This window comes from Pseudomonas sp. 1152_12 (assembly GCF_052850675.1).
Map to the genome: position 1 here is coordinate 239,268 of NZ_VXCW01000003.1, position 26,999 is coordinate 266,266.

Sequence of the window (26,999 nt, forward strand, 5' to 3'; positions counted from 1 at the left end):
GGCATTTCTTACGACCAAGGCCGACTTTTCCTTCGGTTCTTTGCGACCGTTCGAAGGCACGTACGAAAGTGGGAAAAGCGTCAGTACCCTCAAGGAGCCTCTCGCCATGCACGCCATTAGCTTTATTCAGGACTTGGCCGTGATCATGCTAGTGGCCGGGGTTGTTACCATCTTGTTTCACCGCCTCAAGCAACCGGTGGTACTCGGGTATATCGTCGCCGGGTTCATCATCGGCCCTCACACTCCGCCGTTCGGCCTGATCCACGACGAAGACACGATCAAGACCCTCGCCGAACTCGGCGTAATATTCCTGATGTTCTGCCTGGGCCTGGAGTTCAGCCTGCGCAAGCTGTTCAAGGTTGGTGCCACGGCGTTTATCGCCGCGTTCCTTGAAATCATCCTGATGATCTGGATCGGCTACGAAATCGGCCGCTGGTTTGACTGGAACACCATGGACTCGCTGTTCCTCGGCGCGATCCTGGCGATTTCCTCGACCACCATCATCGTCAAGGCCCTTAACGATCTGAAGATGAAAAACCAGCGCTTCGCCCAGCTGATTTTCGGCGTGCTGATCGTCGAGGACATCCTCGGTATTGGCATCATCGCCTTGCTGTCGAGCATTGCCGTCAGCGGTACGGTCAGTTCCGGCGAGGTGTTCTCCACCGTCGGCAAGCTCTCGCTGTTTATGATCGTCGCACTGGTGATTGGCATTCTGCTGGTGCCGCGTCTGCTGGCCTACGTGGCCAAGTTCGAAAGTAACGAGATGCTGTTGATCACCGTATTGGGCCTGTGTTTCGGCTTCTGCCTGCTGGTGGTGAAGCTCGAATACAGCATGGTGCTGGGCGCGTTCCTGATTGGCGCGATCATGGCCGAATCTCGTCAACTGATTAAGATCGAGCACCTGATCGAGCCCGTTCGCGACATGTTCAGCGCGATCTTCTTTGTGGCGATTGGCCTGATGATCGACCCACAGATCCTGCTGCAGTATGCGTGGCCGATCGCGGTAATTACCGTGGCGGTGGTACTGGGCAAGATGTTGTCCTGCGGCCTGGGGGCGTTTATTGCCGGCAACGACGGCCGCACCTCGCTGCGGGTGGGCATGGGGCTGTCACAGATAGGCGAATTTTCCTTCATCATCGCCGCGCTCGGCATGACCTTGCAGGTGACCAGCGATTTCCTTTATCCGGTGGCCGTGGCCGTGTCGGCAATCACCACGCTGCTCACGCCGTACCTGATTCGGGGCGCCGACCCGTTGTCGTTGAAGATTGCGGCCTTGATGCCCAAGCGCATGAGCCGGGTGTTCGGCATGTATGGCGAATGGCTGCGCAGCATTCAGCCTCAGGGTGAGGGCGCAATGCTGGCGTCGATGATTCGCAAGATCATCCTGCAAGTGGGGGTAAACCTGGCGTTGGTGGTGGCGATCTTCTTTACTGGTAGCTTTTTCGCGGCGCGCATCGGCGGATATCTGGAGGGTTGGATCAGCGACCCAAGTTGGCAGAAGGCATTGATCTGGGGTGGGGCGTTGCTGTTGTCGCTGCCGTTTTTGATCGCGGCGTATCGCAAGCTCAAGGCGTTGTCGATGTTGCTGGCAGAGATGAGCGTGAAGCCGGAAATGGCCGGGCGCCATACCCAGCGTGTACGCCGAGTGATCGCCGAACTGATCCCCATCCTCTCGCTGTTGTTGATTTTCCTGCTACTGGCAGCCTTGTCGGCCAGTATTTTGCCGACCAACAAGTTGCTGGTGCTGATCGCTGTGGTGGCGGCAGCGGTGGCGGCGGTGCTCTGGCGATGGTTTATCCGCGTGCATACGCGGATGCAGGTCGCATTGCTGGAGACCCTGGATAACCACAAAGATACGCCGGAGCATTAAGGCGGGCGGCGTATTCATTGGGTGAGCGAGGTTGTTGTGGCGAGCGCGCTTGCTCGCGCTGGGGGCGCTGCAGCCCTAAAACAGTCACCTCGCCACACCTGGAAAAACGCGTCGCCCTGGTTGGGGCCGATTCGCAGCCCAGCGTGAGCAAGCTCCCTCGCCACAAAAGCCTTGAGGTATCAGCTTTCCAGCCAGACGTCCCGCGCCCAGTGCCACACCGACTCCCAAGTTTCTTCGGTGACCAGTTCTTCTTCGCCGGACCACAGCACCACGGTGCCGTCCTCTTCGACGCAGTAGTAGTCGTCGCCATCCTGGCAAATCGGGATCATGCTACGGTCAACGCCGGCATCCCAGGCGTTGGCGGCTACTTCCGGCAGGTAGGTGTGAGACTGCGGGTCGGTGACAGTCACCGGCTCCAGGCTGCCATACACCACGTCGCTGACGGTCAGCAGGAACTCGCGGAAGACAAACGGGATGTCGATGAACAGTTGTTCCTCGATTTCCACCAGTTGGTCTTCGTCAGGCAGCTCCAGAGGAACCGGGACCGGTTCGTTGGCTTCACGCAATTGTTCGATGATTTCTTCCACGGCCGGGATCCTCTTGCTAGTTGGCGCGGTTAATAGGGCGTTTTATACAGTAGCTCGCTATAAGTGCAACCGCGAAATAGAAAACCCCGGAACATGTCCGGGGTTTTTGCTACCAAGTGCTCAAGCGTGCGGTTATCAGCCGTTCTGGCGGATACCGGCGACCAGCCAGGGCTGGTTCTCGCCTTGTGGGCGTTCCATGTTCCAGCTTTCGCTGAACACTTCACCCTGGTCGAAACGCGAAGTCTTCGACACGCCGCTGAAGGTCAACGTTGCGATGGTCTTGTCGGCGCGATCATCCACACCTTCCAGCTGTACGCGCAGGTCGTCGATGTAAGTCGACTGGAACGCATCGCCCAAATCAGCGCGTTCGCGTTTGAGGAACTCCAGTAGTTGCGGGGTTACGAACTCGGAGATTTTGTCCATTTCGTTGGCGTCCCAGTGTTGCTGCAGGGACTGGAAGTGGCTGCGGGCCGCTTCGACGAAACGCTCTTCATTGAACCAGGCCGGTGCGTTGATCACCGGACGAGCGGCAGCAGGTGCAGCCGAACCGCCGAAGATCGAACCCATGGCTGGTTTTTGCTCGAACGCTTCACGCTGCATCGGCGCGCCGGCTGGAGCCAAGTGCTCCTGCTGCTTGCGGCGACGGGCGGCGATAAAGCGGAAGATCAGGAAGGCGATGACCGCCATGATCAGGATGTCGAAGATCTGCATACCCTGGAAGCCGCCGCCCATGAACATGGAAGCGAGCAGGCCACCGGCAGCGATACCGGCCAGAGGGCCCAACCAGCGCGAAGCACCGCCAGCTTTGGCAGCCGCGCCAGCCGCACCGGCTGCGCCCGCGGTAGCCGCAGCGCCGCCGGCACCGGCGGAAGGAGCCATTTGGCTAGTCTGGTGAGTCGGTGCCGAGCCCATGCTTTTGCCGCCACCGAAGCGCTTGGCGTTGGCGTCGAGGCTCATCGTCAGGCCGATGCACAACGCCATGGCGATGCTAAGAAAACGTTTCATAAAGGGAATTCCCATTTGTGGATTGCACGCGCGCCATGTTGCACAGGTGTCGTGACACTGGCTAGCGGCATAATGTTTCGGGCTTTTGCGTAAGACCGATTCCGAAGGGGCTGTAGGACTAATTGCAGATATTGGCCCGTCGCCTGCAAAAACAAGGGCAAGCCAATGACCTTCATGTAAATCGACGTCTCATCGGGTGGGCTTTATGTAGCGAGGGAGCAAGTTCCCTCGCTACATAAGGTGTTTCAGACGGCTTCGAGCTTCGCGTAACCCATCATCAGCCACTTGCTGCCTTCGGCGAAGTTCACCTGCACCCGTGCCTGGGCGCCGGCGCCTTCGAAGTTGAGGATCACACCCTCGCCGAAGATCGCATGCTTGACTTGCTGGCCAAGGCTGAATGACGTTTCCGGAATTTCGGAGCCGGCAAACAGGCTGCTGGAGCTCTGCTGCTGGCCGCCGCCGAATGGGCGGCTGACGCTGTTGGACAGGCGCACTTCCTGGATCAGTCCCTTCGGCACTTCACGTACGAAGCGCGACACCTTGTTGTAGGTCTCGCTGCCGTACAGGCGTCGGGTCTCGGCGTAGGTCATCACCAGGTTCTGCATGGCACGGGTGATGCCCACGTACGCCAGGCGGCGTTCTTCTTCAAGGCGGCCGGGCTCTTCCAGACTCATCTTGTGCGGGAACAGGCCTTCTTCCATGCCCACCAGGAACACGTACGGGAACTCCAGGCCCTTGGCGCTGTGCAAGGTCATCAGTTGGATGCTGTCTTCATGCTCATCGGCCTGGGTATCGCCAGCTTCCAGCGACGCATGCCCGAGGAAGGCGGCGAGCGGTGTCAGCTCTTCATCTTCCTCGGTGTTTTCGAACGCGCGAGCGGCGCTGACCAGTTCCTCGAGGTTTTCTACCCGGGCCTGGCCTTTCTCGCCTTTCTCCGCTTCGTGATAGGCAATCAGTCCGGACTGTTCGATCACGGTCTGGGTCATCAAGTGCAGCGGCATTTCTGCGCACTTGGCGGCCAGGTTCTCGATCAGCTCGACAAACACACCCAAGGCACCGGCGGCGCGGCCGGTCAGGCCTTTATTGGCGATCAGCAAGCGCATGGCTTCCCACATCGACACATCGGCGTGGCGCGCGTGGTCGCGGATGGCCTCGACGGTTTTCTCGCCAATGCCACGCGCCGGGATATTGATCACCCGCTCCAGCGCCGCGTCGTTGCCACGCCCTTCCAGCAGGCGCAGGTAGGCCATGGCGTTCTTGATTTCCGCACGCTCGAAGAAGCGCTGGCCGCCATAAATGCGGTACGGGATGCGTTCGCGTAGCAACGCTTCTTCCAGCACGCGGGATTGGGCGTTGGAACGGTACAGAATCGCAATATCGCTGCGCGCCAAGCCGGTTTTCAGCGCGCTTTCGATGGTTTCCACCACATAACGTGCTTCATCGTGCTCGTTGAAGGCGGCATATAGGTTGATCGCTTCGCCTTCGCCGCCGTCGGTCCACAGCTCTTTGCCCATGCGCCCGGTATTATTGGCGATCAGCGCGTTAGCAGCCTTGAGGATCCCGGCGGTGGAGCGGTAGTTCTGCTCCAGACGGATGGTGATCGCGTCCGGGAAGTCGTCGGAGTACTGGTAAATGTTCTCGATTTTCGCGCCGCGCCAGCCATAGATTGACTGGTCGTCGTCGCCCACCACCATCAAGCTGTCGCCGCCCTTGGCCAGCAAGCGCAGCCAGGCGTATTGCACGGCGTTGGTGTCTTGGAACTCGTCCACCAGGACGTGCCGGAAGCGCTTCTGGTAATGGGCCAGCAAGCCTGGGTTGTCACGCCAAAGGTCGAGCGCGCGCAGCAGCAGCTCAGAGAAGTCGATCACACCAGCGCGCACGCAGGCGGCCTCGTACGCTTCATAAATGCTGCGCATGGTGGCCAGGAACAAGTCGCCGCTGGCCTGGATATGTTGCGGGCGCAGGCCTTCGTCTTTCTGGCCGTTGATAAACCACTGCGCCTGGCGGGCGGGCCAGCGCTGTTCATCGAGGCCCAGCTCGCGGATCACGCGCTTGACCAAGCGTTGCTGGTCGTCGCTGTCGAGGATCTGGAAGGTCTGGCTCAGGCCCGCTTCCTGCCAATGCGCCCGCAGCAGGCGGTGCGCCAGACCGTGGAAGGTGCCCACCCACATACCGGCCGGGCTGATGCCCATCAGTTGCTCGATGCGGTGGCGCATCTCGGCAGCGGCCTTGTTGGTGAAGGTCACCGACAGGATGGAATGCGGGGACGCGTTCTCGACCTGGATCAACCAGGCGATACGGTGCACCAGCACTCGGGTTTTACCGGAGCCAGCACCGGCCAGGACCAACTGACGGCCAACGGGGGCTGCTACGGCCTGGCGTTGGGCATCGTTGAGGGAGTTCAGCAAAAGGGAGAGATCATCGCGCATCGGCGCATTCTAGGGTGCCCGGGGGAGTGGGGCAAATCCCAATGCCGGGTGGTCGGCAGAAAACGTCCGTAGCGATTCGGGCAGGGGAAACATTCTGCTGAGGATGATGACCGGTCGGTCATAGGCCGCAGGCCGCGCAGCGTCTCGCTCAAGCTGTCTGGCTCCGAGGTTTGCGGCGGTTTATCGCGCGGGTTTTATGACGTGGAGCAGTTTGGCCCGCGCGCTTGCTTGTGTATGCTCCGTCCACGTTTCGGGCTCACCATTATAAGAACACTGCCTATGACTCTCAGTCCCGACCTGTTCGGCCCCTCGGCGGCGCCTGCGCAAGTCATCCGTAAATATTACGCAACCGAGATGTCGGTCGAACGCACACGCCTGCTGTACCAAGGGTCATTGCTGCCGACTTTATTGATGTTGGTGAACGGCCTGGTCTGCGCCTGGTTGTTGTGGAACCCCAAGCAATACCTGTTGGACAGTATTTGGCTGGTCTGGCTGCTCGCCCTCGTGGCCCTGCGCGTTATCCAAGTAGCCGCCTTTGATTCGGCCATGCCCAGCCGCCAGGCCCAACCGATCTGGCGACGCATGTTCATGCTTGGCTCGGCGATCAGCGGCCTGACCCTGGCCACCGCTGCCATTGCCTTGGTGCCAGCGGACAGCTTCATGCATCAGGCCTGGGTGTTCGGCCTGATTGGCGCGGCGACACTGTCGGCCAGCGTCGCCTATGCGGTAAGCCTGCCCGCGTTCCTGTCATTTGCGGTGCCGTGTCTGGTGCCGGTCATCCTCTCTCTGTTTTGGAACGGCACCGCACAGCAGCAAGGTTGGGGCGTGCTCGGCCTGATCCTGCTGGGCTCTTTAAGTCTGGTCGCGTGGCAGGTCAACCGCCTGATGCAGCGTGGCTTGTTGCGCCGCTTCCAGAACCACGCGCTGATCGAGCATCTTCAACAGGCGCAGCAGCGTAGCGAGCAGTTGAATCAGGACTTGGTACGCGAAGTCGAACAGCGCCGCCAGGTCGAACAGGAGCTGCGCGAAGCCCAGATCGGCCTGCAAGACCGCGTGGCGCAACGCAGCCAGGAGCTCGACGCTGCCAGCCTGGCCCTGAACAAAAGCGAAGCGCGCCTGGCCATGGCGTTGCAAGCCAGCGAACTGGGCCTGTGGGACTGGAACCTGCAAACCGACGAAGTCCATCACACCCAGCTCAAGGAGCTGTTCGGTCTGGAGCCTGAGTACGTCACGGCGATGCTCAGCCACCTGAAGCCGCGCCTGCACCCCGACGACTTGCCGCTGCTCAAGCGCGCGCTGGTGGAGCATTTGAAAGGCCGCAGCGAGGACTACCAGGTTGAATACCGTGTGCGCCACGGTGACGGCCATTGGGTGTGGATTGAAGACCGCGGCCGTGCCGTGGAGCGCGCGCCCAACGGGCGGGTCACGCGCATGCTCGGCACGCGCCGCGATATCAGCGCCGACAAAGCCCTGGAAGAACAGCAGCGCTTGGCGTCGACGGTATTTGAGGCTGCCAGCGAAGGCATCGTGATTCTTGACCCGAACTACGCACTGATCGCCGTCAACCAGGCGTTCAGCCGCGTTACCGGCTTTGAAATCGAGGACATGATCGGCCGCAATGTCGTGGAACTGCCCAGCAGCCGTGACGCCCGCCGTCATTTTCCGTTGATTCGCCAGGCGCTGCTCAGCCATGGCACTTGGCAGGGCGAACTGGTGGAGACACGCAAGAACGGCGAGTTATACCCGCAATGGCTGCAACTAAACGTAGTGCGCGATGCGCGGGGACATGTCAGCCACATTGTGGGTTTCTTCGCCGATCTGTCGGCGCGGCGTGAATCCGAAGAGCGTATGCGCTACCTCACTCACTATGACGAGTTGACGGGGCTGGCCAACCGTTCACTGTTTCGCGAACGCTTGCGCGAAGCTCACCAGCGCGTGCGCCAGGGCGGGCGCAGCCTTGCGCTACTGCATATCAACCTCGACCGCTTCAAGCTGTTGAACGACAGCTTGGGTCATGAAGTGGCCGACCAGCTGTTGCAGAAAATGTCACGCAGGCTGATCAACGCCTTGCCCGAGGCTGACACCATTGCGCGCTTGTCCGGGGATGAGTTTGCCGTGTTGTTCGACGCCTACGGTAACCTGTCGAGTTTGGCGCGTGTGGCCACACGGCTGCTCGCAAAGCTACGCGTGCCCGTGACGATTGAGGGGCATGAACTGGTGGTCAGCGCCTCGATGGGTGTCAGCCTGCTGCCGGACAATGCGCGGGAAATTTCTGCGCTGGTCAGCCAATCGAACATGGCCATGCAGCACGCCAAGCATCTGGGCGGCAATAACTTCCAGTTCTACACCGACAGCCTGCAAGCCAGCACCTTGGAACGTTTGCAACTGGAGAACCACTTGCGCAAGGCCATCGACGAGCGCCAGCTCATGGTGTTCTACCAGCCGAAACTGTGCCTGGCCACGGGCAAGCTGAACGCCGCCGAGGCGCTGATTCGCTGGGAGCATCCGCAGTGGGGCATGGTGCCGCCGTGCGACTTTATTGGCCTGGCCGAAGAGACCGGTTTGATCGTGCCGCTGGGCGAGTTCGTGTTGCGCCAAGCCTGCTGGCAGGCGTGCCAGTGGCAGCGCCAGGGGCTGGCGCCGATTCGGGTGTCGGTGAACCTCTCTGTGCATCAGTTGCGCCAGGGTAAGCTGGTCAGCCTGGTGCGCCAGGTACTCGAAGAAACCGGCCTGGACCCGCAATACCTCGAATTGGAGCTGACCGAGAGCCAACTGCTCGACAGCGTCGAGCACATCATCGCGACTTTTCAGCAACTGCGCGACCTGGGCGTGAAGCTGGCCATCGATGACTTTGGCACGGGCTATTCGTCGCTGAGCTACCTCAAACGTATCCCTGTGGACTACGTGAAAATCGATCAGGCGTTTATTCGCGGCCTGGGTCAAGGCCGTGAGGACGCGGCTATTACACGGGCCATTATCGCCATGGCCCATGGGCTGGCGCTCAAGGTGGTGGCCGAAGGTGTGGAGGATCAGCAGCAGTTGGATTTCCTGCGGGCAGAACGCTGCGACGAGGTGCAGGGCTACCTGATCAGCAGGCCGATGGAGGCGCAAGGGCTGGCAGAATTGTTACGCAAAAATGCAGACCTTCCTTAAAGACCGCTGGGCCGCCCGTGTGGCTACATCGCGGTCGCCCGCTGATTCAAAGGGCATCAGGGCGATTTAGTGATGCATCGGACGGGCAAAACAGCAATTCTTGTAGTATAACTACAAGCTTGCTACATCCCTGGCACCTGCCAATAACAAGAGTCCTGCCCTTTGAACCTGTTGCAACATATCGCCCAGTCGCGCCACCTGTTACGCAAATCGGAACTCAAGGTTGCCGATCACGTGCTGCTTGACCCTGCGGCCGTGATGCACAGTTCCATGGCCGACCTGGCCCACAGCGTGGGCATCAGTGAGCCGACTATCGTGCGCTTTTGCCGCGCCATCGGATGTTCGGGTTTTCAGGATTTGAAACTCAAGCTGGCCCAGAGCCTGGCCGCTGGTGCGAGCTTCGGGCAGTTTGCGATTCACGAAGACGACTCCGTCGCCGACTACAGCCTAAAAATCTTCGACACCACCTTGCACACCCTGATGGAGGTGCGCGAGAAGCTCGACCCGGTTGAGCTGCAAAAGGCCGTGACCGCCATGTCCCAGGCCCAGCGTGTCGAGTTTTATGGTTTTGGTGCTTCGGGTGCCGTGGCAGCCGATGCCCAACACAAATTCTTCCGCCTGCTGCTCACCGCAGCGGCCTACAGCGACCCGCACATGCAGGCGATGTCGGCGGTCACCTTGAAGCCGTCCGACGTTGCGATTTGCATTTCCCAGTCCGGTCGCTCCAAAGACCTGCTGATCACCGCCAACCTGGTGCGTGAAAGCGGCGCGACGCTGATCACCTTGTGCCCAAGTCAGACACCATTGGCGGAGCTGTCCACCGTCAACCTAGCGATCGACGTGCACGAAGACACCGAAATCTACACGCCACTCACCTCGCGCATCGCTCACCTGGTGGTGATTGACGTGCTGGCCATGGGCGTTGCAATGGCACGCGGGCCGAGCCTGGTCAACCACCTCAAGAGCGTGAAGCGCAGTTTGCGCAGCCTGCGGTTGTCGCCCAAGTCCGTCAAAGCCCTCGACGACTGATTCGAGCTCCCACATTGGGTTTGCGCTTATTTCAGAAGATTCATCGTCCTGTAACCCTCGCGCCGCCAAACCGTCATCGCCCAAGGCCATCCTGAACTCCCCGTACTCGCATTGGGAGACTCAAACATGGCCCGGCAATACGAAGACAGCAGTACCGTCAAAACCCGTCGTCAGCAAGAAGATCAGCGTCGCATGGCGTTCCGTCGCGCAATCGAAGACCGTTGCGAGGAGCGCCAATTGCTCAAGAGCATCACGGACTACCCGGAACTGCATTGGCAGGCACCCGCGGCTGCCCAGCGAAGCGCTCAGCCAGCGCGCTAATCTGCACCCGCTCGCTGCGGATAAAGCCCAGGAACGCATGGGCCACCGGTGACAGGCGCTTGGCCTTGGCTTGCACCAGGCACCAACTGCGGTACAGCGGCAGTTCGTCCACCGGCAGCTCCTTGAGCCCGCCGGTGGCCAGTTCCAGGTTGACCGCGTGGCGCGTCAACAACGCCACGCCCAGTCCCGCATTCACGCACTCACGCTGTGCCTCGGCCGAGGCCACTTCCACCGTCTGGGTGAAGTGCACGCGCTTTTCCTTGAAATACTCCTCGCAAGCCAGCCGCGTGCCGGAACCGGGTTCGCGCAGCAGCAGCGTGTAAGGTTCCAGGTCCTGCAAGCGCAGTGGGCCCTGCAGGCTCAACGGATGGTCGGGCGGCGCTACGGCGACAATCGGGTTGTTCAGAAACGGCAAGAATTCCAGGCCCATGTCCTGCGGCACCATGGACATGATGACCAAGTCGTCACGGTTGTCCGAAAGTCGGCGGATCACTTGGGCGCGATTGACCACGGTCAGGTGCAATTGCACCTCGGGGTGCTGGCGCTTGAAGGCGGCAAACAGGTGCGGCACGAAATACTTGGCGCTCGATTCCACCGCCAATTTTAATTGGCCCTGCAGCGAACCCTGCATGTCCGATAGCTGCATATCGAGGTTTTCCAGGCGCCCGAAAATATCCCGGCTGGCTCGCTGCAGGGCCTCGGCGGCCTCGGTCATGTAGAGCTTTTTGCCGACGTAATCGAACAGCGGCTGGCCGATTAGCTCTTCCAGCTGACGAATTTGTAGGCTAACGGCCGGCTGTGTGAGTGACATTTCTTCAGCTGCGCGGCTGTACGAGCGCAAATCACAGACTTCGTTGAAAACCTGCAATTGACGCAATGTCATACGCATCAATGACTTACGCATTATTTGAACCCTTATTAGCGCCACTCTGAGGTCAACTATAAGTCTTTACTTATACGCAACCCAATAATTATTGATTTTTGTTAATCCTCCGGTGCGCATAGTGTGTGTCTCGCGACTGTCATGAAACATTTGGTCACGCGCCGACCCGGAACCCGCGGGTTGAAGACGCAGCAATCGGCTCAAGGGAATTTCCAAGTGATAAAAAAGATCCTGATCGCCAACCGTGGTGAGATTGCCGTACGAATCGTGCGTGCCTGCGCCGAGATGGGCATTCGCTCGGTCGCGGTTTATTCCGACGCCGACCGCCATGCGTTGCACGTCAAGCGTGCCGACGAAGCCCACAGCATTGGTGCCGAGCCCCTGGCCGGTTACCTCAACCCGCGCAAGCTGGTGAACCTGGCGGTGGAAACCGGTTGTGATGCGTTGCACCCTGGCTATGGTTTTCTGTCGGAAAACGCCGAGCTGGCGGACATCTGCGCCGAACGCGGCATCAAATTCATTGGCCCGTCGGCAGAAGTCATTCGCCGCATGGGCGACAAGACCGAAGCGCGCCGCAGCATGATCAAGGCCGGTGTGCCGGTCACGCCGGGCACCGAAGGCAACGTTGCGGACATCGCCGAAGCCCTGACCGAAGGCGACCGCATTGGTTACCCGGTAATGCTCAAGGCCACCTCCGGTGGTGGCGGTCGCGGTATCCGTCGTTGCAACAGCCGCGAAGAACTTGAACAAGCGTTCCCCCGCGTTATATCCGAAGCCACCAAGGCGTTCGGCTCGGCGGAAGTGTTCCTGGAAAAATGCATCGTCAATCCCAAGCATATTGAGGCGCAGATCCTCGGTGACAGCTTTGGCAACGTGGTGCACCTGTTCGAGCGTGATTGCTCGATCCAGCGCCGTAACCAGAAGCTCATCGAAATCGCCCCCAGCCCGCAGCTGACCCCTGAGCAGCGCGCTTACATCGGCGACCTGTCGGTGCGCGCCGCGAAGGCCGTGGGCTACGAGAACGCCGGCACCGTGGAGTTCCTGCTCGCCGAGGGCGAGGTGTACTTCATGGAGATGAACACCCGGGTGCAGGTGGAACACACCATCACCGAAGAAATCACCGGCATCGACATCGTGCGTGAGCAGATCCGTATCGCCTCGGGCCTGCCGCTGTCGGTGAAACAGGAAGACATCCAGCACCGTGGTTTCGCGTTGCAGTTCCGTATCAACGCCGAAGACCCGAAGAACAACTTCCTGCCAAGTTTTGGCAAGATCACCCGTTACTACGCACCCGGCGGCCCCGGCGTGCGCACCGACACGGCGATCTACACCGGCTACACCATCCCACCGTTCTACGACTCCATGTGCCTGAAGCTGGTGGTATGGGCGTTGACCTGGGAAGAAGCCATGGACCGCGGCCTGCGTGCCCTGGACGACATGCGCCTGCAAGGCGTGAAGACCACAGCCGCCTACTACCAGGAAATCTTGCGCAACCCGGAATTCCGCAGCGGCCAATTTAATACAAGCTTTGTGGAAAGCCATCCTGAGCTGACCAACTACTCGATCAAGCGCAAACCCGAAGAGCTGGCCCTGGCCATTGCCGCCGCCATCGCCGCCCACGCAGGCCTGTGAGGAACATTCCAATGTCTAAGAAAATCTTTGTCACCGACACCATCCTGCGCGACGCCCACCAATCGTTGCTGGCAACCCGCATGCGCACCGACGACATGCTGCCGATCTGCGACAAGCTCGACAAAGTCGGCTACTGGTCGCTGGAAGTCTGGGGCGGCGCGACTTTCGACGCCTGCGTACGCTTCCTCAAAGAAGACCCATGGGAGCGCCTGCGCCAATTGCGCGCCGCGTTGCCTAACACGCGTTTGCAGATGTTGCTGCGCGGCCAGAACCTGCTGGGCTACCGCCACTACAGCGACGACGTGGTCAAAGCCTTCGTTGCCAAGGCCGCCGTGAATGGCATCGACGTGTTCCGCATCTTCGACGCGATGAACGATGTGCGTAACCTGCGCGTGGCCATCGAAGCCGTAAAAGCTGCCGGTAAACATGCCCAGGGCACCATCGCCTACACCACCAGCCCGGTGCACACCATCGACGCGTTTGTGGCCCAAGCCAAGCAGATGGAAGCCATGGGGTGCGACTCGGTAGCCATCAAAGACATGGCCGGCCTGTTGACCCCTTACGCCACTGGCGAGTTGGTCAAGGCGCTGAAGGCCGAGCAGAGCCTGCCGATCTTTATCCATTCCCATGACACCGCTGGCTTGGCTGCGATGTGCCAACTCAAGGCCATCGAAAACGGCGCCGACCATATCGACACCGCGATCTCCAGCTTTGCCTGGGGCACCAGCCACCCGGGCACCGAGTCGATGGTCGCGGCCCTTAAAGGCAGCGAATTCGACACCGGCCTCGACCTGGAGCTGCTGCAGGAAATCGGCCTTTACTTCTACGCGGTGCGTAAGAAATACCACCAGTTCGAAAGCGAATTCACCGCCGTCGACACCCGCGTGCAAGTCAACCAAGTGCCGGGCGGTATGATCTCCAATCTGGCCAACCAGTTGAAAGAGCAGGGCGCGCTGAACCGCATGAGCGAAGTGCTGGCAGAGATCCCGCGCGTGCGTGAAGACCTCGGCTTTCCGCCGCTGGTCACGCCGACCTCGCAGATCGTCGGCACCCAAGCGTTCTTCAACGTACTGGCCGGCGAGCGCTACAAGACCATCACCAACGAAGTGAAGCTCTACCTGCAAGGCGGCTACGGTAAGGCGCCGGGTACAGTGAATGAAAAACTGCGTCGCCAGGCCATTGGCAGCGAAGAGGTGATCGACCATCGCCCTGCGGACCTGCTCAAGCCGGAAATGACCAAGCTGCGCGGTGAAATCGGCGCGTTGGCCAAGTCCGAAGAAGACGTGCTGACCTATGCGATGTTCCCGGACATCGGTCGCAAGTTCCTCGAAGAACGCGACGCAGGCACTCTGACGCCTGAAGTGCTGTTGCCCATCCCAGAAGCCGGCGGTGTGGCGCGTGCCGGTGGCGAGGGCGTGCCGACCGAGTTCGTCATCGACGTGCACGGTGAAAGCTACCGCGTCGACATCACCGGTGTCGGTGTCAAGGCTGAAGGCAAGCGTCACTTTTACCTGTCCATCGACGGCATGCCAGAAGAAGTGGTGTTCGAACCGCTCAACGAGTTTGTCAGCAGCGGCGGCAGCAAGCGCAAGCACGCCACCGAGCCGGGCCATGTCAGCACGGCCATGCCGGGCAACATCGTCGACGTGTTGGTCAAGGAAGGTGACGTGGTCAAGGCTGGCCAGGCCGTGCTGATCACCGAAGCCATGAAAATGGAAACCGAAGTGCAGGCAGCCATTGCCGGCAAGGTAACCGCTGTTCATGTGGCCAAGGGCGACCGGGTCAACCCTGGTGAAATTCTGATTGAAATCGAAGGCTGACTCAGCCTTCGACACTACCGCTTAATCCTCGGGGGGGCAGGTGCTCCCCTTTTTTTGCCTGGCATTCAGGTGCCGTCAGGCGCTTTGCGTTTGAAGCGGATAAAGAGCCCATTTGGGGTGTAGATCAGCGCGGGGGTTAAGGTTTTCAAGTTGCTGGTGATGCCGGTAAATCGGCCTGTGATCTGTTCGGCATCGACGATGCGCAACTGACGAGTGAGCAGTTCATCGCTTTCGTCCTCGACTTGGATCGTCAGTGTGGCGCCATCGAGGTTGACTCGATTGCCGACTTTCAAGGTGTTGTGGGCTTCTCCTTTGCCGACAGTGAACGTCAAGGTTGAGCCTTGCCCCATTTGTAGATCGTGCTTGATGCGGGTACGGCGCTTATTGGCCGGGTCCAGCAGCAGTGTGCCCGCAACATTGAGCGTGTCCACTGTGCCACCGGTGTAGGTGGCATCGGGCTCAACGGTCATTGCGCCGCCGATGCGGCTCTGGTTGATCAGCGTCGCATTGCTATAGACCTTCCCTTGCTGGTTGGACCGCAGCGCGCCGGTCAAGGTCCAGGTGCCGGTGCTCACCCTCAGGTGCTGCATCTGGCTGGCGCCGTTGAAGGTGCCACCTCTGACATCGTCCAGGACAACTTGGTTGGTGCCGCTGCCACCGTCAACCTTACCTTCGAAGTGCGCGTTGCCACGAACGGTCAACACATCGTCGCCACCACCCATGTCCAAGGCGACGCCGTTTGCACCGCTGATCAAGCCGTTATTGGTGACCTTGTCGTTAAAATTTCCGACAAGTTTTACACCGTAACCGTTGTGGCCACTGAGGATGCCCTCGTTGATCAACAGGGTCTGCGCATGGGCTGGCCCCAAGTCACCATTGTCTACCAGCATCCCATGGTGGGCACCGCGGATGACCCCGTAGTTGTAGACATCGCCGCCGCCCATGGCGATGCCTTCACTGGTATTGGGTGCGCCGTTCTTGTCCTGACCATTGGCCCCCGTACCCTGGATGATGCCGTAGTTGTAAACCTGGGCGCGCTTGTCGATATCCAGGCCATCGCCGTCGCCATCGTTCTGCTTGGAACGCCGAGTATCGGCTCCGGTAATGATGCCGTAGTTGAGGATCCGTGCAGCGCCTTTGGACTTTAACCCGGCCCCTTTGTTGCCGGTCAGGACGCCGGTGTTGAGAAGCGTCACTTCGTCTGTAGCCTTTATGCCATTGCTGCCGCCCACTGCAACGCCCTGATTGATGACTGTGCCTCCTGCGCGGCTCAGTCTTATTGCGTTGTAGGACTCCTTAAACCGTTTTGAAGGACCGGTGGAAATGTGCCCGCTGTTGTTGAATTGGCCACCTGTGGTGATCTCGACGGCATTACCTGTTTCGACATGTAGAGGGGCGATGAGGGCGCTAGAAGACGCCGCCTCGGAACTCAGGACCATAGGTGTGTAGGCAGTAGGATGTGGGCATACGCGTAACATTAGGTTTCGACCTCTCGGGTGGCTGAGGTCGAAAGCTAACGCAGGGAAGGGCCAGTTGATGTCGGCTAGCGCGGCCTTTGACTGTAAGAGGGCTCGCTATATATGTAGTTGCGCTTAACGCCTTATACCGTGCGACAGAGCCGACGGTGTATTGCACGTTAAGTCGTTGGGTGTTCGGTTAAAAACTCATTTTCCAGTGCCCCATCAAGCCCTGGTTGCGACTGTTGGTGCTGGTTTGGCTGCTGTACGCCAGGCCGACGGTATGTTGTGTGGACAATGCGAGATCCAGGCCAGCCTGCACATCAAGGCTGTCACGGTCCAGCGGGGTACCGTTGATGGTAAAGCCGTCAATGAGTCCTGACGCGTAGCGAGAGGATTGGCGCACCTGGCTGTCAACGCTGCCATAGAGGTGTTTCCAGCGGGTACTCAAGTGGGGGGTGAGGCCCATGTGGTTGTCGAGTCGATACACCGTGGACAGCTGCAGGCCAAAGGTGCTGCTCAGGTTCTGTTGGGTTTGTGAGCCGACGTTTAACGCGGTCACCCCCCCTTTTTCCTTGAAGCTGTCGCGGTGATAGCGCTGAAAGCCGAGGCCTGCGAAAGGCTCTACGTGCACATCCTCGCTGCCCAACTGATAGCCCAGTTCGGAGAATACGGTTTGGCTTTGGGCGTTGTAATTGCCCTTGAGCCGCTCCTTGTAATCCAGCAGGTTGACGCCGCGATTGTTCCGTCCGGCATGGTCGCTGTAGATCGCGCCCAAGCGCAGGGCCAGTGGGCCGTCCTGGCGCAAAGCGTATGCGCCTAGATGCCAGCTGTCGAGGTCGGCGCGCAAGCGTCGTGCATCAAAGTGGCTGGTGGTTTTTGCACCCATCACACCCACGCGCCAGTCCTGTTCCAGTGCCCAGTCGGCGCCTAGCAGCAAGCCTTGTGTCGCGTGTTTCAGGCCGGCGCTGCCGCCTTTTCTGTCGAGGCTGCCTTCGTTGCTCAGGCCCTGCATCCAAAAGTGACCTTCGTCTTCAGCGGGCAGCGTGCGCAGGGCCGTGAGCAATTGGCTACTCAGTAGCTGCGTGGTGTTCTGGGTTGCGCCGGCCAGGTTGGCGTTTTGGCTGCCCGCCAACTGTTCAAGGGCTGCGCCGACCCCACCGCGTTGTTTACCAAGCGCATCGAGTGACTTTTGCAAGTCTTTGAGATCCTCTCTGTCCATTTCGCCGGTTGCCACGAGTTGTATTAATGCGGGCTCAAGGGCTTTTGCGACCTGTAGGCCGTTGTGCGAGGTGGCCTGCTGGGTGAGGAAACCGTCGAATGGCGCCGGAGGCGGTGGCGTATCAAGCGTGGGCATGAACGCCCACGGATCGTCTGCTGCTTCGTAGGGTTGATAGGGCTTGTATTCGATATCGCCTCTTGCGTGTGCAGGTTGAAAACTGGCGATAACCGCAAGGCTTATAACTAATGCGATTCTTTGGGGGGTAACGAACATGTAATCCCAACCTCTGATGAATGAGGCCGGGAATTTAGCGAGATGGCGGGGTGATAACTGTCAGGTCAACGACTCCTGTTTTGCGGGAGTTGTCTGTACTGCGACGCGATTAAAAACGCATCTGCCATTGGCCAGTCAATGCATGGTTGCGGCAGTTACTGCCCAGTTCGCCGATGTAGTCCAACCCCAGGCTATGGCGAGCTGACAAGCCTACATCCAGCCCGGCTTCGAGTAAGAGGCTGATGCCGTTGTTCAGTTGGCTCAGGTGCGCCAGGCGCAAACCGAAGCGGCTGCTGAAGTTGCCCTGGGTGCGTTGGCTCAGGTCATTGCTGCGGTGGTCGCCATCGAGCTTGCCGTAACTGCCGATGCCTTGCAGCCACAGCCGGCCGCGGGCGTTCGGATCGTTGAGGTTGCGTGCTTGCGCGGGCACGCCGATGGCGGCGAGCACAGGCGTGTTTTTTTCATCAAGCCCGACCAGCAAGCCTGCGCCGCCGCCCAGTTGATGCATCGCCGCGAGCATGCTGCTGCCCACTTGGGCACTGGCGCCGAGCGTAGCGCTGGTGAGGTTGGCGGTGCTGCTGCCAGCCAGTTGTTCAATGGCAACGCCCGCCGGTGCAGTTTTGATTATGACCAGCACTATCTGGTGGACAACCTTGATGAATTGGCGACCACCTTCGCCACCTCTGTGAGCACCCGATTTCCTCTGCAATGGGAAGGCGGCAGAACCCAGAATGCTCCTGCTTTTGTGCATGACATCGCATCGGCGGCCGATCTTAGCCGGTCGAAAAAATGGAACCTCTAAACTTCAATTACGAGTGTTTCGTTATGCCTACCTACACCCCGCTAGACAGCAATATCAGCTGCAATCCCGTTTTCTTCATCAATGACGACGTCGAAGCCTGTGAGTTGTTCGAAACCGCCACTCAGCGCATTCAGGCAGCCCGCGATCTGCTCAATAGCGTCACCTGTTTAAGTACCGAATTGGCCGAAGGCGCTGACCTGCAACACGTTGCCTCGGCAGCGCATCTGTTGTTGCAGGATGGATGTGATGCCTTGAAGGCGTTGGGCTGGAAGGTGGGTAAAGGCGGCTGAGCCCAACGCTTGGAATCGCTGAAAATCTAATCTGGGAGTGGGCTTGCTCGCGAATGCGGTGGTTCAGTCAACACCTGCTGTGACTGATACGCCGCTTTCGCGAGCAAGCCCGCTCCCACATTTTTTGTGTTGTCAGTGAAAGTCAGGCTCGGCATTCGGCCAGTGTTTTCAGTTGGCCGGAACCACTCTGGTTCGCCTGCGACAACCACGCTTCAAACCCCGCCTCGACCGTTGGCCATTCCGAATCCAGGATCGAATACCACGCGGTATCGCGGTTCTGCCCCTTGACCACCATATGCTGGCGGAACACGCCTTCAAAACTGAAGCCCAAGCGCTCCGCCGCGTATTTGGAGCGGGCATTGCCGTTGTTGCACTTCCATTCCAGGCGACGATAGCCCTGCTCGAACGCGTACTTGGCCAGCAGGTACACCGCCTCGGTGCTTTTCGGCGAGCGCTGCATCGGTGCGCCGAAGGTGACGTGGCCGATTTCGATGCGGCCTTGTGCCGGGACGATGGACATCAGGCTGAGGATGCCCTGAACATCGCCGCTTTGGCGGTCGATCACGCTGAAGAAATACGGGTCGCTGTGTTGGGCATGGTTGTTGAGCCAGGCATCAAACGCGGCGCGTTCGGCAAACGGGCCGTAGGGCAAATAGTCCCACAGTTTCGGGTCGGCGCCGGGGCCTTCCAGTGCTTGCCACAGACCGTCGCCATGGCGCGCGGGGTCGAGTTTTTCCAGGCAGATAAAACGCCCTTCGAGCAGTTCAACGGTAGGCGCCGGGACGCCTTTCCAGTCGGCGGGTGAGATAGGCATGCTGCGCTCCTTAAAGACCTTTGCGAAATTGGATAAAGCCAGGACGTTCGGCAATGCGTTCGTAGAGTTGGATCGCAGTGGCATTGCTCTCATGGGTCAACCAGTGGACCTTGCAGCAACCATCGGCCTTGGCGGTGGTGTAGACGAATTCGATCAGTTTGCGGCCCACGCCAGTGCCGCGCTGGGCCGGGTCCACCAGCAAATCCTGCAGGTAGCAGGAGTTCTCGATGCTCCAGTTGGACCGGTGGTAGATGAAGTTGACCAGGCCCACCGCCTTGCCATCCTGCCAGGCCAGTGCCGAATGGGTAGGCTCATTGACGTCGATCAGGCGTTGCCAGGTGCTGTGGCTGACGGCGTCCGGTAACTCGGTGTTGTAGAACGCCAAGTACGCCTGCCACAGCGGCAGCCACGCGGCGCGGTCTGCGGCAGTGACCTGGCGGATGTCGATCTGGCTCATTCTGAAGCTCCTTGAGGAATAAAGCGCGCGAGGGTCTGGTCGCGCACATCGATGCTGGCAGCCAGGCCCTCGCGCACGCCGTTGATGTCGGCTTGGCTGCGGTTCTGGCTGAGTTTGCGCTGGCCAATCAGGCGCTCGATGGGCAGGGCGAAGCCGACGATGGCTTTGAGCATGCTTTCAATGTAGTCGGCCGGTGCGTCGCTGACTTTCCATGGTTGGGCGCGGCGGCCTTCATGGCGATCGGTGAGTGCGGTGACCACGGCAAGCAAACGCTCGGCGTCGGTAAACACTTCAGCCTTGCCATAGGCATGCACCGCGATGTAATTCCAGGTGGGGACCACTTTGCCGTGCTCGGTCTTGGCCGGGTAAAACGCCGGGCTGATGTAAGCCTCGGCGCCGGCAAAAATCACCAGGGCTTCGCTGCCGCTTTGCAGGTCGCGCCATTGGCGATTGGCCTTGGCCAGGTGCCCGTAGAGGGTGCCATTCGGGCCCTCATCGGGGTTGAGCAACAGCGGTAAGTGGCTGGCCTGCAGGCCTTGCTCACCAAAGGTCACCAACTGCGCCAGGCGAGTGTGCTGGATCAGTTGCTGCAGTTCGGGCAAATCGTCGAGAGCAAAGGCGCGGGGTGTGTACATGGAAATTTTCCTTGGCGAATACCTGCATCCTAGGCAGGCTAATGGCTCGTTGTAAGAGCCATCTAGTCCCCATTTCATAGGTCCAATATGTCGCCCATTTCGCCGCCGCTGTCATTTAACCCTGCCGGTATTGAACTGGATCGTCGCAAAGGCCTGACACGCCAGCTGTATGAAGCCTTGCGCCAGCGAGTGCTGGACGGGCGGCTGGTCAGTGGCACGCGGTTACCCTCCACCCGTGACTTGGCGAAGGCGTTGTCGATCTCGCGTAACAGCGTGGTGCGCGCCTACGACCAGCTGTATGCGGAAGGGTTTATTGAGAGCAGGGTCGGCGATGGCACTTACGTCGCTCAATTACCCACGGCAAAAAAACTATCCACAAAAGTGTCCACAGGGTTACTAACAGGGTTATCCCCAGGTTTATCCACAAAATGGCAGGATTTGCCTGTCGATCTCGACGATGAAGTTATCCACAGTGCGGGCGTGGCGCGGGTAAAAAACAATCACCTTCCTTTGCCTCCAGCGGGGCCGCCCCGTGCCTTTCGCGTGGGCGTGCCCGCCTTTGATCTGTTCCCGTTCGAGGTATGGGCCAAGCTGAATGGGGCGTTCTGGCGCAAGCCGGACCTAGAACAGCTGTGCTACGGCGACCCGGCAGGTGACGGTCGCCTGCGCGGTTTGATCGCCGCTTACTTGCGCAGCTCGCGAGGTATGCAGTGCACGGCTGAGCAAATAGTGATCACCAGTGGTGCGCAGCAAGCGATAAGCCTTTGTGCACAGTTGCTGGTAGAGCCTGGCGACGGCGTGGCGGTGGAGAATCCTGGCTATCGCGCAGCAGGCCATGCGTTCGCCTTGGCTGGCGGGCGCCTGCAGGGTGTGCCGGTGGACGCCGAAGGCATTGATTGCCAAGTGCTGAACACCCTTTGTGATTGCCGGGTGGCGTATGTCACGCCTTCTCACCAGTACCCGCTGGGTGTGGTGATGAGCCTGGCGCGGCGCCTGGAACTGCTGGCCTGGGCCGAGCGTACGGGCGGCTGGGTCATCGAGGATGACTACGACGGTGAGTACCGCTACAGCGGCGCGCCGCTGTCACCGTTGGCGGCGCTGGATCGCAGTGGGCGCGTGTTGTACGTCGGCACCTTCGGCAAGGTGGCGTTCCCGGCCTTGCGCCTGGGTTACCTAGTGTTGCCACCGGGCCTGGTGGACGCTTTCACCCGGCGGCGCGCCGTGGACATGCGTCATTCGGAAGTCAGTACACAGGCGGTGATGGCCGAGTTTATGGCGGCCGGGCATTTTCAACGACACATCCGACGCATGCGTCGCGCGGCGTTGAGCCGGCGTAACGCTTTGCTTGCCGGTTGGCCGAACGATTTGCCCGGCGTCGGCGCTTTGCCTGGCGTGGCGGCCGGGTTGCACCTGACCGTGCGCGTGGCCAGCCTGGCCCGCGAACAGCAGTTGCTTACGCAGGCGCACACGGTCGGCGTAGAGGTGAACGGCTTGAGCAGCTATTGGCTACCCGACTGCGCGACGCCGGCCGACCAGCGCGCCGGTTTGGTGCTGGGCTTCGCCGCCGTGCCGGAAGCGGCGATCAGGGCCGCGTTGGCGCGGCTGCAGTCGATCTGGAAGGGCTGATATCAAGCTTCGAAAAACACTGATCTGGCCAACTGAGGGCTGATTTCACTGCGGTAAATCGCGATCTGGTCCTTGTCGCTGGTGCCTATGCGCTGCACCGCGCCGCCGAGTTTTCGCTGTTCGCGTGTCTTGAGGTGCGCGGCGGTAAAATATTCGACCTCGGTCTTGGGGGCGGCATAGTGAAAATGCGCGTACCACAGTACGGACTGGCTCTGTGAGTCGCGAATTTCGTATTCGTCCAAGTAGTCCTTTCCGGGGCCTTTGCGGCGCCGACGATTGATCACTTTGGCAATTTTCACCAGCCCTTGAGCGTGCAACCACTCTACCCGCGCTGCTGTCGGCGGTTGTTGCTTGGTCATCGTGATTCGCGTTTGGGTTCCCAGCTCATAGAACCGTCGGGCGCCGTCATTGAGCCGGCGGTTGAGTGTGGCGGCTGAAGGGCGGTCGCTTTCGGTGAGGTTCAACTGGGTCAGGGCAGTTTCCACCTCCATCGCGGCGCTCTCCAGGCGTGCGGCGTGCTGGTGGAACATCTCTTCAATTTCTACCGGGATGCGCCCCGGCCTGCGCGAGTGGGCCAACAAGCGTTGAGTGACGGCCCGGTCTTCATCTAGCAACTGTTGCCCGGCGTTGAGACTCACCCCCAGGTCGGTGGTTTTTGATGTTGGCGCGGGCGCGGTGGTTGCTTTGTGTTCGACCCAGTTTCCCGGGTTTTTTTCGTGAAAGGTCGCAATTAGTTTGCCTGTCAGCGGTGCCTTGACGTCCACCAGCGTGGCATCGTTTTCCCGTGGCTCTCCGACCACGACGCCCTTGAAGCGGGTCTTGATGATTTTGCGTCGCGGCCGCTCGGGTGGCTTCGACGGGCCGGGTTTGGGCTCAAGGGCTTTGCGTTCGCGCAACAGCTGCGCCAATTCACTGAGGGTCTGTTGATGAAATTCGTCGATGCGCTGGCGCAACACTTCCAGGGGCGCACGCTGCAGCTGTTCGGCGTAATCGGCGTGCAGGTCCAGCAGGCGCTGGTCGACGACCGAAAATTGCTCGGCCAGGCTGTTGAGCGCTTCGATGCGTTCATTCAGGGTGTTGTTGTGAGGCAGGCCAAGGATATCGATGACGCTCTGAACATTCAGGTCGGCGACGTCGACGATGGCGTTCAGCTGTGTACGCACACGGGTCAGCAGTTCGCTGTCACCGGTATTGACACACAGGTACTGCGACACGGTGATGAGTACCGCTTTCAAGTCGGCCAGCTTGATATTAGGCAGGGCGCGCAGTGTCGATTGGATGACTTTAGCCCCCTCTGCACCCAGGTTTTCCAGCTCTTTGATGCGGTTGGCCACGTACTCCAGTCGCATGATTATTTCCAGGCTCTGGGTTGCCATGCCCTGAGCGGTTTGCATCTCGATGGCGGGGTCCAACGGTTCTGTCGATTGGAGCATGTCCAAGGCGGCCAGCAAAGTGTCACGGTAAGCAGGCAGTTGCTCATCAATGGCGGCTTCAGTCAGCATCAGCTGGTTCTTCATGTAATTGATCATGAGGCTCTGGTAGTTGGGGACCGCATCGATGATGCCTAGCGCCCGGAGTTGACGAATAGGCTCTTCGTATTCCAGCAGGCGTTTATCGACCTCTGTGATGAAGGTTTGACGGCGCGCGTCGGTGGACGGGCCGGGTTGCGAGCCAATAGCGGCGAGAGCGTCAGAGAGCTTTTTTTGATGATCTGGCTCGCTGAGGCGGAATTTTTCGAGTTTTTCACGCAGATCGTCAATGCGTGCAGGTCTGGGGCCCTTGGCGGCTTTGCGACGGTTGCGCAGCCCGCCACCGCGCAGACGCAGGCGGGTGTCGACGAACCATTGCCCTGCCTTATTACCGATCAGCAATGGGCCAGTGCGCGAAGGGATGAGCGGGTCGATAATCATCACATTGTCGTCGGCGTCCACCTGTACTTCAAACCAGCGCTTACCCACCGGGGCGAACCATTTATTTTCTGAAGGATAGAGGTGAAGGTGAGGGCCGGTTTGCTTGTTCTGCTCACCCAAATCGGTGGGACGGTCGATTTTTAAACTCTCCAGTCGCGTGTTCAGGGTTGAGGGGCTGCGGCTCAGCGCGCCGCTGACGTGCAGGGATTTCTGATGCGACGCGAACAATTCGGTGCTGGACAGCTCTGGCATCTGCACGCGGGTGACGGTTGGCGCCGGCAGCTCCGGCTGTTGCGGCTCGGTGATCAGCACCGGCTCGTCGGCCATCTTGATTTTTAACGGTTCGGCGGTTGCCTGCGTGGGCGGATGGCGCAGAGCTACATGCAGGGCCAGGGCCATGCCCAAGTTAAGCCACAGGTCCACCAGCGAGGTCCAGGGGGTTGGCTCGTCTGGCGCATTGATCGCTTTCTCCGCTTCCTCCAGGTCGCTCATGATTTGCCACATCCAGGCCGCGACGCCCACGGTAGGGCCAAGGTACGGCAGGGCGGCATTGAAAATTCGCCAGCCAGCCTGGCGATAGGTCGCCCAGCGTTTTTTAACGTTGGACACCGATTGGCGTGTTGCGAGCTCGACCATGGCGTTGGCGTTGGCTTTGAACAGCGTGTCCAGTACGTCATTGCCGAGCGCATCGTCACTCAGGACGATAGGGCCGCTCATGTACACCACGGTGGCGGGCTCGATCAGCACGCGGACCAAGGTCCACGGTGATGGCAGGGTATCGGGAAACACGTATTGCGCGTAGTTGAAGCGTGCCGCCTCGGGTAACCAGGCCAGCACTGACTCGCGCAGCGGTCGGTCATGCTTGATCGCATACAACAGGTTTTGCCGGGTAGGGAACTGGCGCAGTGCCGGCTCCAGCAGCGGGCGGTATAGCAGACAGGGCCCCCTGTCGGCTGACTTCGGGCCGATCACGAACATGTTGGTCACCACATCCTGCTCGTGACCGGGACGCAATGTGGGGATAAAGGCCAACGGACGGATGACGATTTCCTGCCCGTCCACCTGGCGATCATGCGCCTCGGTTTGCATCACGGCAGCGACATAGCGGTAGCCGAGCTCAGTAAGGCCGTTGCGCGCCTGGATTTTCCATTGCAGGGCCAGCAGCGGTAACTGCACACGCACTTGGCTGGCGTAGAGCAACCGCCGGGCATGCGACTGCTGTGAGTCTTCGAGCAGCGTGCGTTTGACCAGCGCCGGATACTGTTCGCCGATATCCAGCTGTGTAATCACCTCTTCGAGATAACTGTAGGTCAACCAATCGGGCGTTGCGCCGCCGTTGTACACCACGCTTTTGTCGCCGGTAGGCAGGCCGGTGAGGTTTTCCAGGGTAAGGTCGATCAGGTTGCGGCGGGTGATATCCACCTGCCCAGGCACGGTGAAAGAGCCCCAGATAACCGGGCTGCGGATGATCACTTCGATCTTGTTGGGGTTCAGTTGGGCGCCCTGCTTATGGCCCTGGAACTTGCGTTGTAATTGCGTTCGGGCGTAGTCGCGTATCGGCGCAATTCCGTCATGGAACGAGCAGCCCTGGTTATAGGTGTGCACTTGGGAAAGGTCGATGAGGTGACGGCTGTAAGCGGCGACATCGGCATCGTTGGCCTCGGCCAGCCAGTCGGGGATGTGTTGATGCATCTGGCGAATGTTCGCCAGGGACTGGTCGTTCAGGTCTTCAATGCTGGGCAGTGAGCGGGTAAGGGTCGAAGGAGCCTGGGCCAGTTCGAGCGGCGCGTTGCCTTCTGCGTTACTCAGGTCTCCGATGGTATCGATTTGTATGCTGATCAACGCGCAGGCCAGGCTGTCGAAAAAATTGCCGACCGGCTCGGACAAACGCCATTGCAGTCTCATATCGCCACTCGCCTCTGTCACCTTGGACGGCAGGCTTTCGCCGAGCGCTTCCAGTGAGTCGAATTTTTCGTAGCCGCCGACCAGTGAGTAGACGAGGATCTTGGGTTTTTCCTCGTGCGTGCCGATCAGTACGGCCCTGTCCAGTACGCTGACATGACGACTCTGATCATCGTGCAGCAAATCGACATCGATCAGATAGGCCCGGCTCTTGTATGGATCCTTGAGGGTGCGGGTCTCCCACTGTGGGGCGTGATACAGCGTCCTGGCCATGGCGCAGTCGTCGGCGTCCCAACCTTCAACCGTGGTCACGTTCCACACCTTGCTCAGTGAGTTGGCGAACACTTGCCAACGCGGACCATTGTCGCCGTTGGACTGGTTCCAGTAATCCAGTTGCTGTTCCTGAAAGGAGGTGAACAGCAGCGGCGACAGCTCGTTGATCAAGCGCCCGACGGCATCAATTTTCACGGGCAGGTGCACGGCATTGACGTCCTCCGGTTGCAGTGAAAGATAATGTTCGCCGTCGAGATAGATCACAGGCTTGGGTGAAACGGCCTGGCGTGCAAGGACGGAGGTGAGTGACTCGGGATAGCCGCTGGACGACACGATCGTATCGCCGACGACCCGCCAGCTTGGCCTACACACCATGGCAAGGTCGGGGTCGATATCCAGCGCGGGGTATAGCTCGCGCAGGGCGGTGCGCAAAGTGGTGGAGGCCACTTCTCGGGTGGTGGGAACGCTGGTCAGTTGGGTGAGCAGTTCATAGGCATCGGGCGGGCGGTTGTTTTGTGAGGAGTCCGTGGCGGGCGTGTCGTGAGGCATCTGCAGCTCCTTGGCAAGCGTTGGCCGTCGCGACGGCGACGGGCCTTGGAATGCGCAAGG

The 26,999-nt window shown here is 59.9% G+C and carries 18 protein-coding genes and 1 pseudogene; 8 read left to right on the forward strand and 11 right to left on the reverse strand.

The genetic code is table 11. The features are described 5' to 3' along the window. Positions 1–106: 106 nt before the first annotated feature. Complete coding sequence (locus tag FW764_RS06510; RefSeq protein ID WP_446433246.1) at positions 107–1,870, forward strand: cation:proton antiporter; 1,764 nt, start codon at positions 107–109, stop codon at positions 1,868–1,870. A gap of 179 nt (positions 1,871–2,049) precedes the next feature. Here FW764_RS06510 and FW764_RS06515 read toward each other — a convergent pair whose 3' ends face one another. From FW764_RS06515 to uvrD, 3 genes are all read right to left on the reverse strand, one after another. Beyond that, positions 2,050–2,457 (reverse strand): SMI1/KNR4 family protein, encoded by a 408-nt coding sequence (locus FW764_RS06515; protein ID WP_057023274.1) that lies wholly within the window; start codon positions 2,455–2,457, stop codon positions 2,050–2,052. A gap of 135 nt (positions 2,458–2,592) precedes the next feature. Continuing rightward, the gene (locus FW764_RS06520; RefSeq protein ID WP_446433247.1) at positions 2,593–3,462 is read right to left on the reverse strand and encodes a Tim44 domain-containing protein; all 870 of its coding nucleotides are present in this window, start codon (positions 3,460–3,462) and stop codon (positions 2,593–2,595) included. Between the two features lie 245 nt (positions 3,463–3,707). Further along, positions 3,708–5,891, reverse strand: coding sequence for a DNA helicase II (uvrD, locus tag FW764_RS06525; RefSeq protein ID WP_446433248.1), 2,184 nt, complete (start codon positions 5,889–5,891; stop codon positions 3,708–3,710). A gap of 279 nt (positions 5,892–6,170) precedes the next feature. Here uvrD and FW764_RS06530 point away from each other — a divergent pair, with 279 nt between their 5' ends. The 3 genes from FW764_RS06530 (at position 6,171) to FW764_RS06540 (ending at position 10,394) form a co-directional block, all read left to right on the forward strand. Then, positions 6,171–9,044, forward strand: coding sequence for an EAL domain-containing protein (locus FW764_RS06530; RefSeq protein WP_446433249.1), 2,874 nt, complete (start codon positions 6,171–6,173; stop codon positions 9,042–9,044). A gap of 162 nt (positions 9,045–9,206) precedes the next feature. After that, positions 9,207–10,073, forward strand: coding sequence for a transcriptional regulator HexR (gene hexR, locus FW764_RS06535; protein WP_003213447.1), 867 nt, complete (start codon positions 9,207–9,209; stop codon positions 10,071–10,073). 126 nt (positions 10,074–10,199) lie between these two features. Next, positions 10,200–10,394 (forward strand): PA3496 family putative envelope integrity protein, encoded by a 195-nt coding sequence (locus FW764_RS06540; protein WP_446433250.1) that lies wholly within the window; start codon positions 10,200–10,202, stop codon positions 10,392–10,394. Here FW764_RS06540 and FW764_RS06545 read toward each other — a convergent pair. Further along, the gene (locus tag FW764_RS06545; RefSeq protein WP_446433251.1) at positions 10,324–11,298 is read right to left on the reverse strand and encodes a LysR family transcriptional regulator; all 975 of its coding nucleotides are present in this window, start codon (positions 11,296–11,298) and stop codon (positions 10,324–10,326) included. The two genes, FW764_RS06540 and FW764_RS06545, sit on opposite strands and share 71 nt — an antisense overlap. 195 nt (positions 11,299–11,493) lie before the next feature. Here FW764_RS06545 and FW764_RS06550 point away from each other — a divergent pair, with 195 nt between their 5' ends. After that, complete coding sequence (locus FW764_RS06550) at positions 11,494–12,909, forward strand: acetyl-CoA carboxylase biotin carboxylase subunit (protein WP_003213442.1); 1,416 nt, start codon at positions 11,494–11,496, stop codon at positions 12,907–12,909. A gap of 11 nt (positions 12,910–12,920) precedes the next feature. Further along, complete coding sequence (gene oadA / locus FW764_RS06555) at positions 12,921–14,729, forward strand: sodium-extruding oxaloacetate decarboxylase subunit alpha (RefSeq protein ID WP_446433252.1); 1,809 nt, start codon at positions 12,921–12,923, stop codon at positions 14,727–14,729. Between the two features lie 65 nt (positions 14,730–14,794). On the opposite strand, the gene FW764_RS06560 is transcribed toward oadA, so the two are convergent. The 3 genes and pseudogenes from FW764_RS06560 to FW764_RS06570 all read right to left on the reverse strand — a co-directional run. After that, entirely contained in the window at positions 14,795–15,925 is a 1,131-nt protein-coding gene (locus FW764_RS06560; RefSeq protein WP_446433253.1) for a hypothetical protein, read from the reverse strand. A gap of 460 nt (positions 15,926–16,385) precedes the next feature. Next, positions 16,386–17,681, reverse strand: a complete 1,296-nt coding sequence (locus FW764_RS06565; protein WP_446433254.1) for an autotransporter outer membrane beta-barrel domain-containing protein — start codon at positions 17,679–17,681, stop codon at positions 16,386–16,388. A gap of 109 nt (positions 17,682–17,790) precedes the next feature. Next, positions 17,791–18,291: pseudogene (locus tag FW764_RS06570) on the reverse strand (autotransporter domain-containing protein); the annotation flags it as partial. 215 nt (positions 18,292–18,506) lie between these two features. On the opposite strand from FW764_RS06570, the gene FW764_RS06575 reads away from it, so the two are divergent. Continuing rightward, entirely contained in the window at positions 18,507–18,773 is a 267-nt protein-coding gene (locus FW764_RS06575) for a hypothetical protein (RefSeq protein WP_177016730.1), read from the forward strand. Positions 18,774–18,915: 142 nt separating this feature from the next. Here FW764_RS06575 and FW764_RS06580 read toward each other — a convergent pair whose 3' ends face one another. The 3 genes from FW764_RS06580 to FW764_RS06590 are packed head-to-tail and all read right to left on the reverse strand — an operon-like array spanning position 18,916 to position 20,679. Beyond that, positions 18,916–19,587, reverse strand: coding sequence for a GNAT family N-acetyltransferase (locus tag FW764_RS06580; protein WP_446433255.1), 672 nt, complete (start codon positions 19,585–19,587; stop codon positions 18,916–18,918). 10 nt (positions 19,588–19,597) lie between these two features. Next, entirely contained in the window at positions 19,598–20,044 is a 447-nt protein-coding gene (locus FW764_RS06585; protein WP_446433256.1) for an N-acetyltransferase family protein, read from the reverse strand. Next, the gene (locus FW764_RS06590) at positions 20,041–20,679 is read right to left on the reverse strand and encodes an FMN-binding negative transcriptional regulator (protein WP_446433257.1); all 639 of its coding nucleotides are present in this window, start codon (positions 20,677–20,679) and stop codon (positions 20,041–20,043) included. Before FW764_RS06590 ends, FW764_RS06585 begins: the two co-directional genes overlap by 4 nt. A gap of 87 nt (positions 20,680–20,766) precedes the next feature. On the opposite strand from FW764_RS06590, the gene pdxR reads away from it, so the two are divergent. Further along, positions 20,767–22,305 carry a MocR-like pyridoxine biosynthesis transcription factor PdxR gene (gene pdxR / locus FW764_RS06595; RefSeq protein WP_446433258.1) on the forward strand — a complete coding sequence of 513 codons (1,539 nt, stop codon included), beginning with the start codon at positions 20,767–20,769 and terminating at the stop codon, positions 22,303–22,305. Positions 22,306–22,307: 2 nt separating this feature from the next. On the opposite strand, the gene FW764_RS06600 is transcribed toward pdxR, so the two are convergent. Further along, positions 22,308–26,939 carry a dermonecrotic toxin domain-containing protein gene (locus FW764_RS06600; protein WP_446433259.1) on the reverse strand — a complete coding sequence of 1,544 codons (4,632 nt, stop codon included), beginning with the start codon at positions 26,937–26,939 and terminating at the stop codon, positions 22,308–22,310. Between the last annotated feature and the right edge of the window lie 60 nt (positions 26,940–26,999).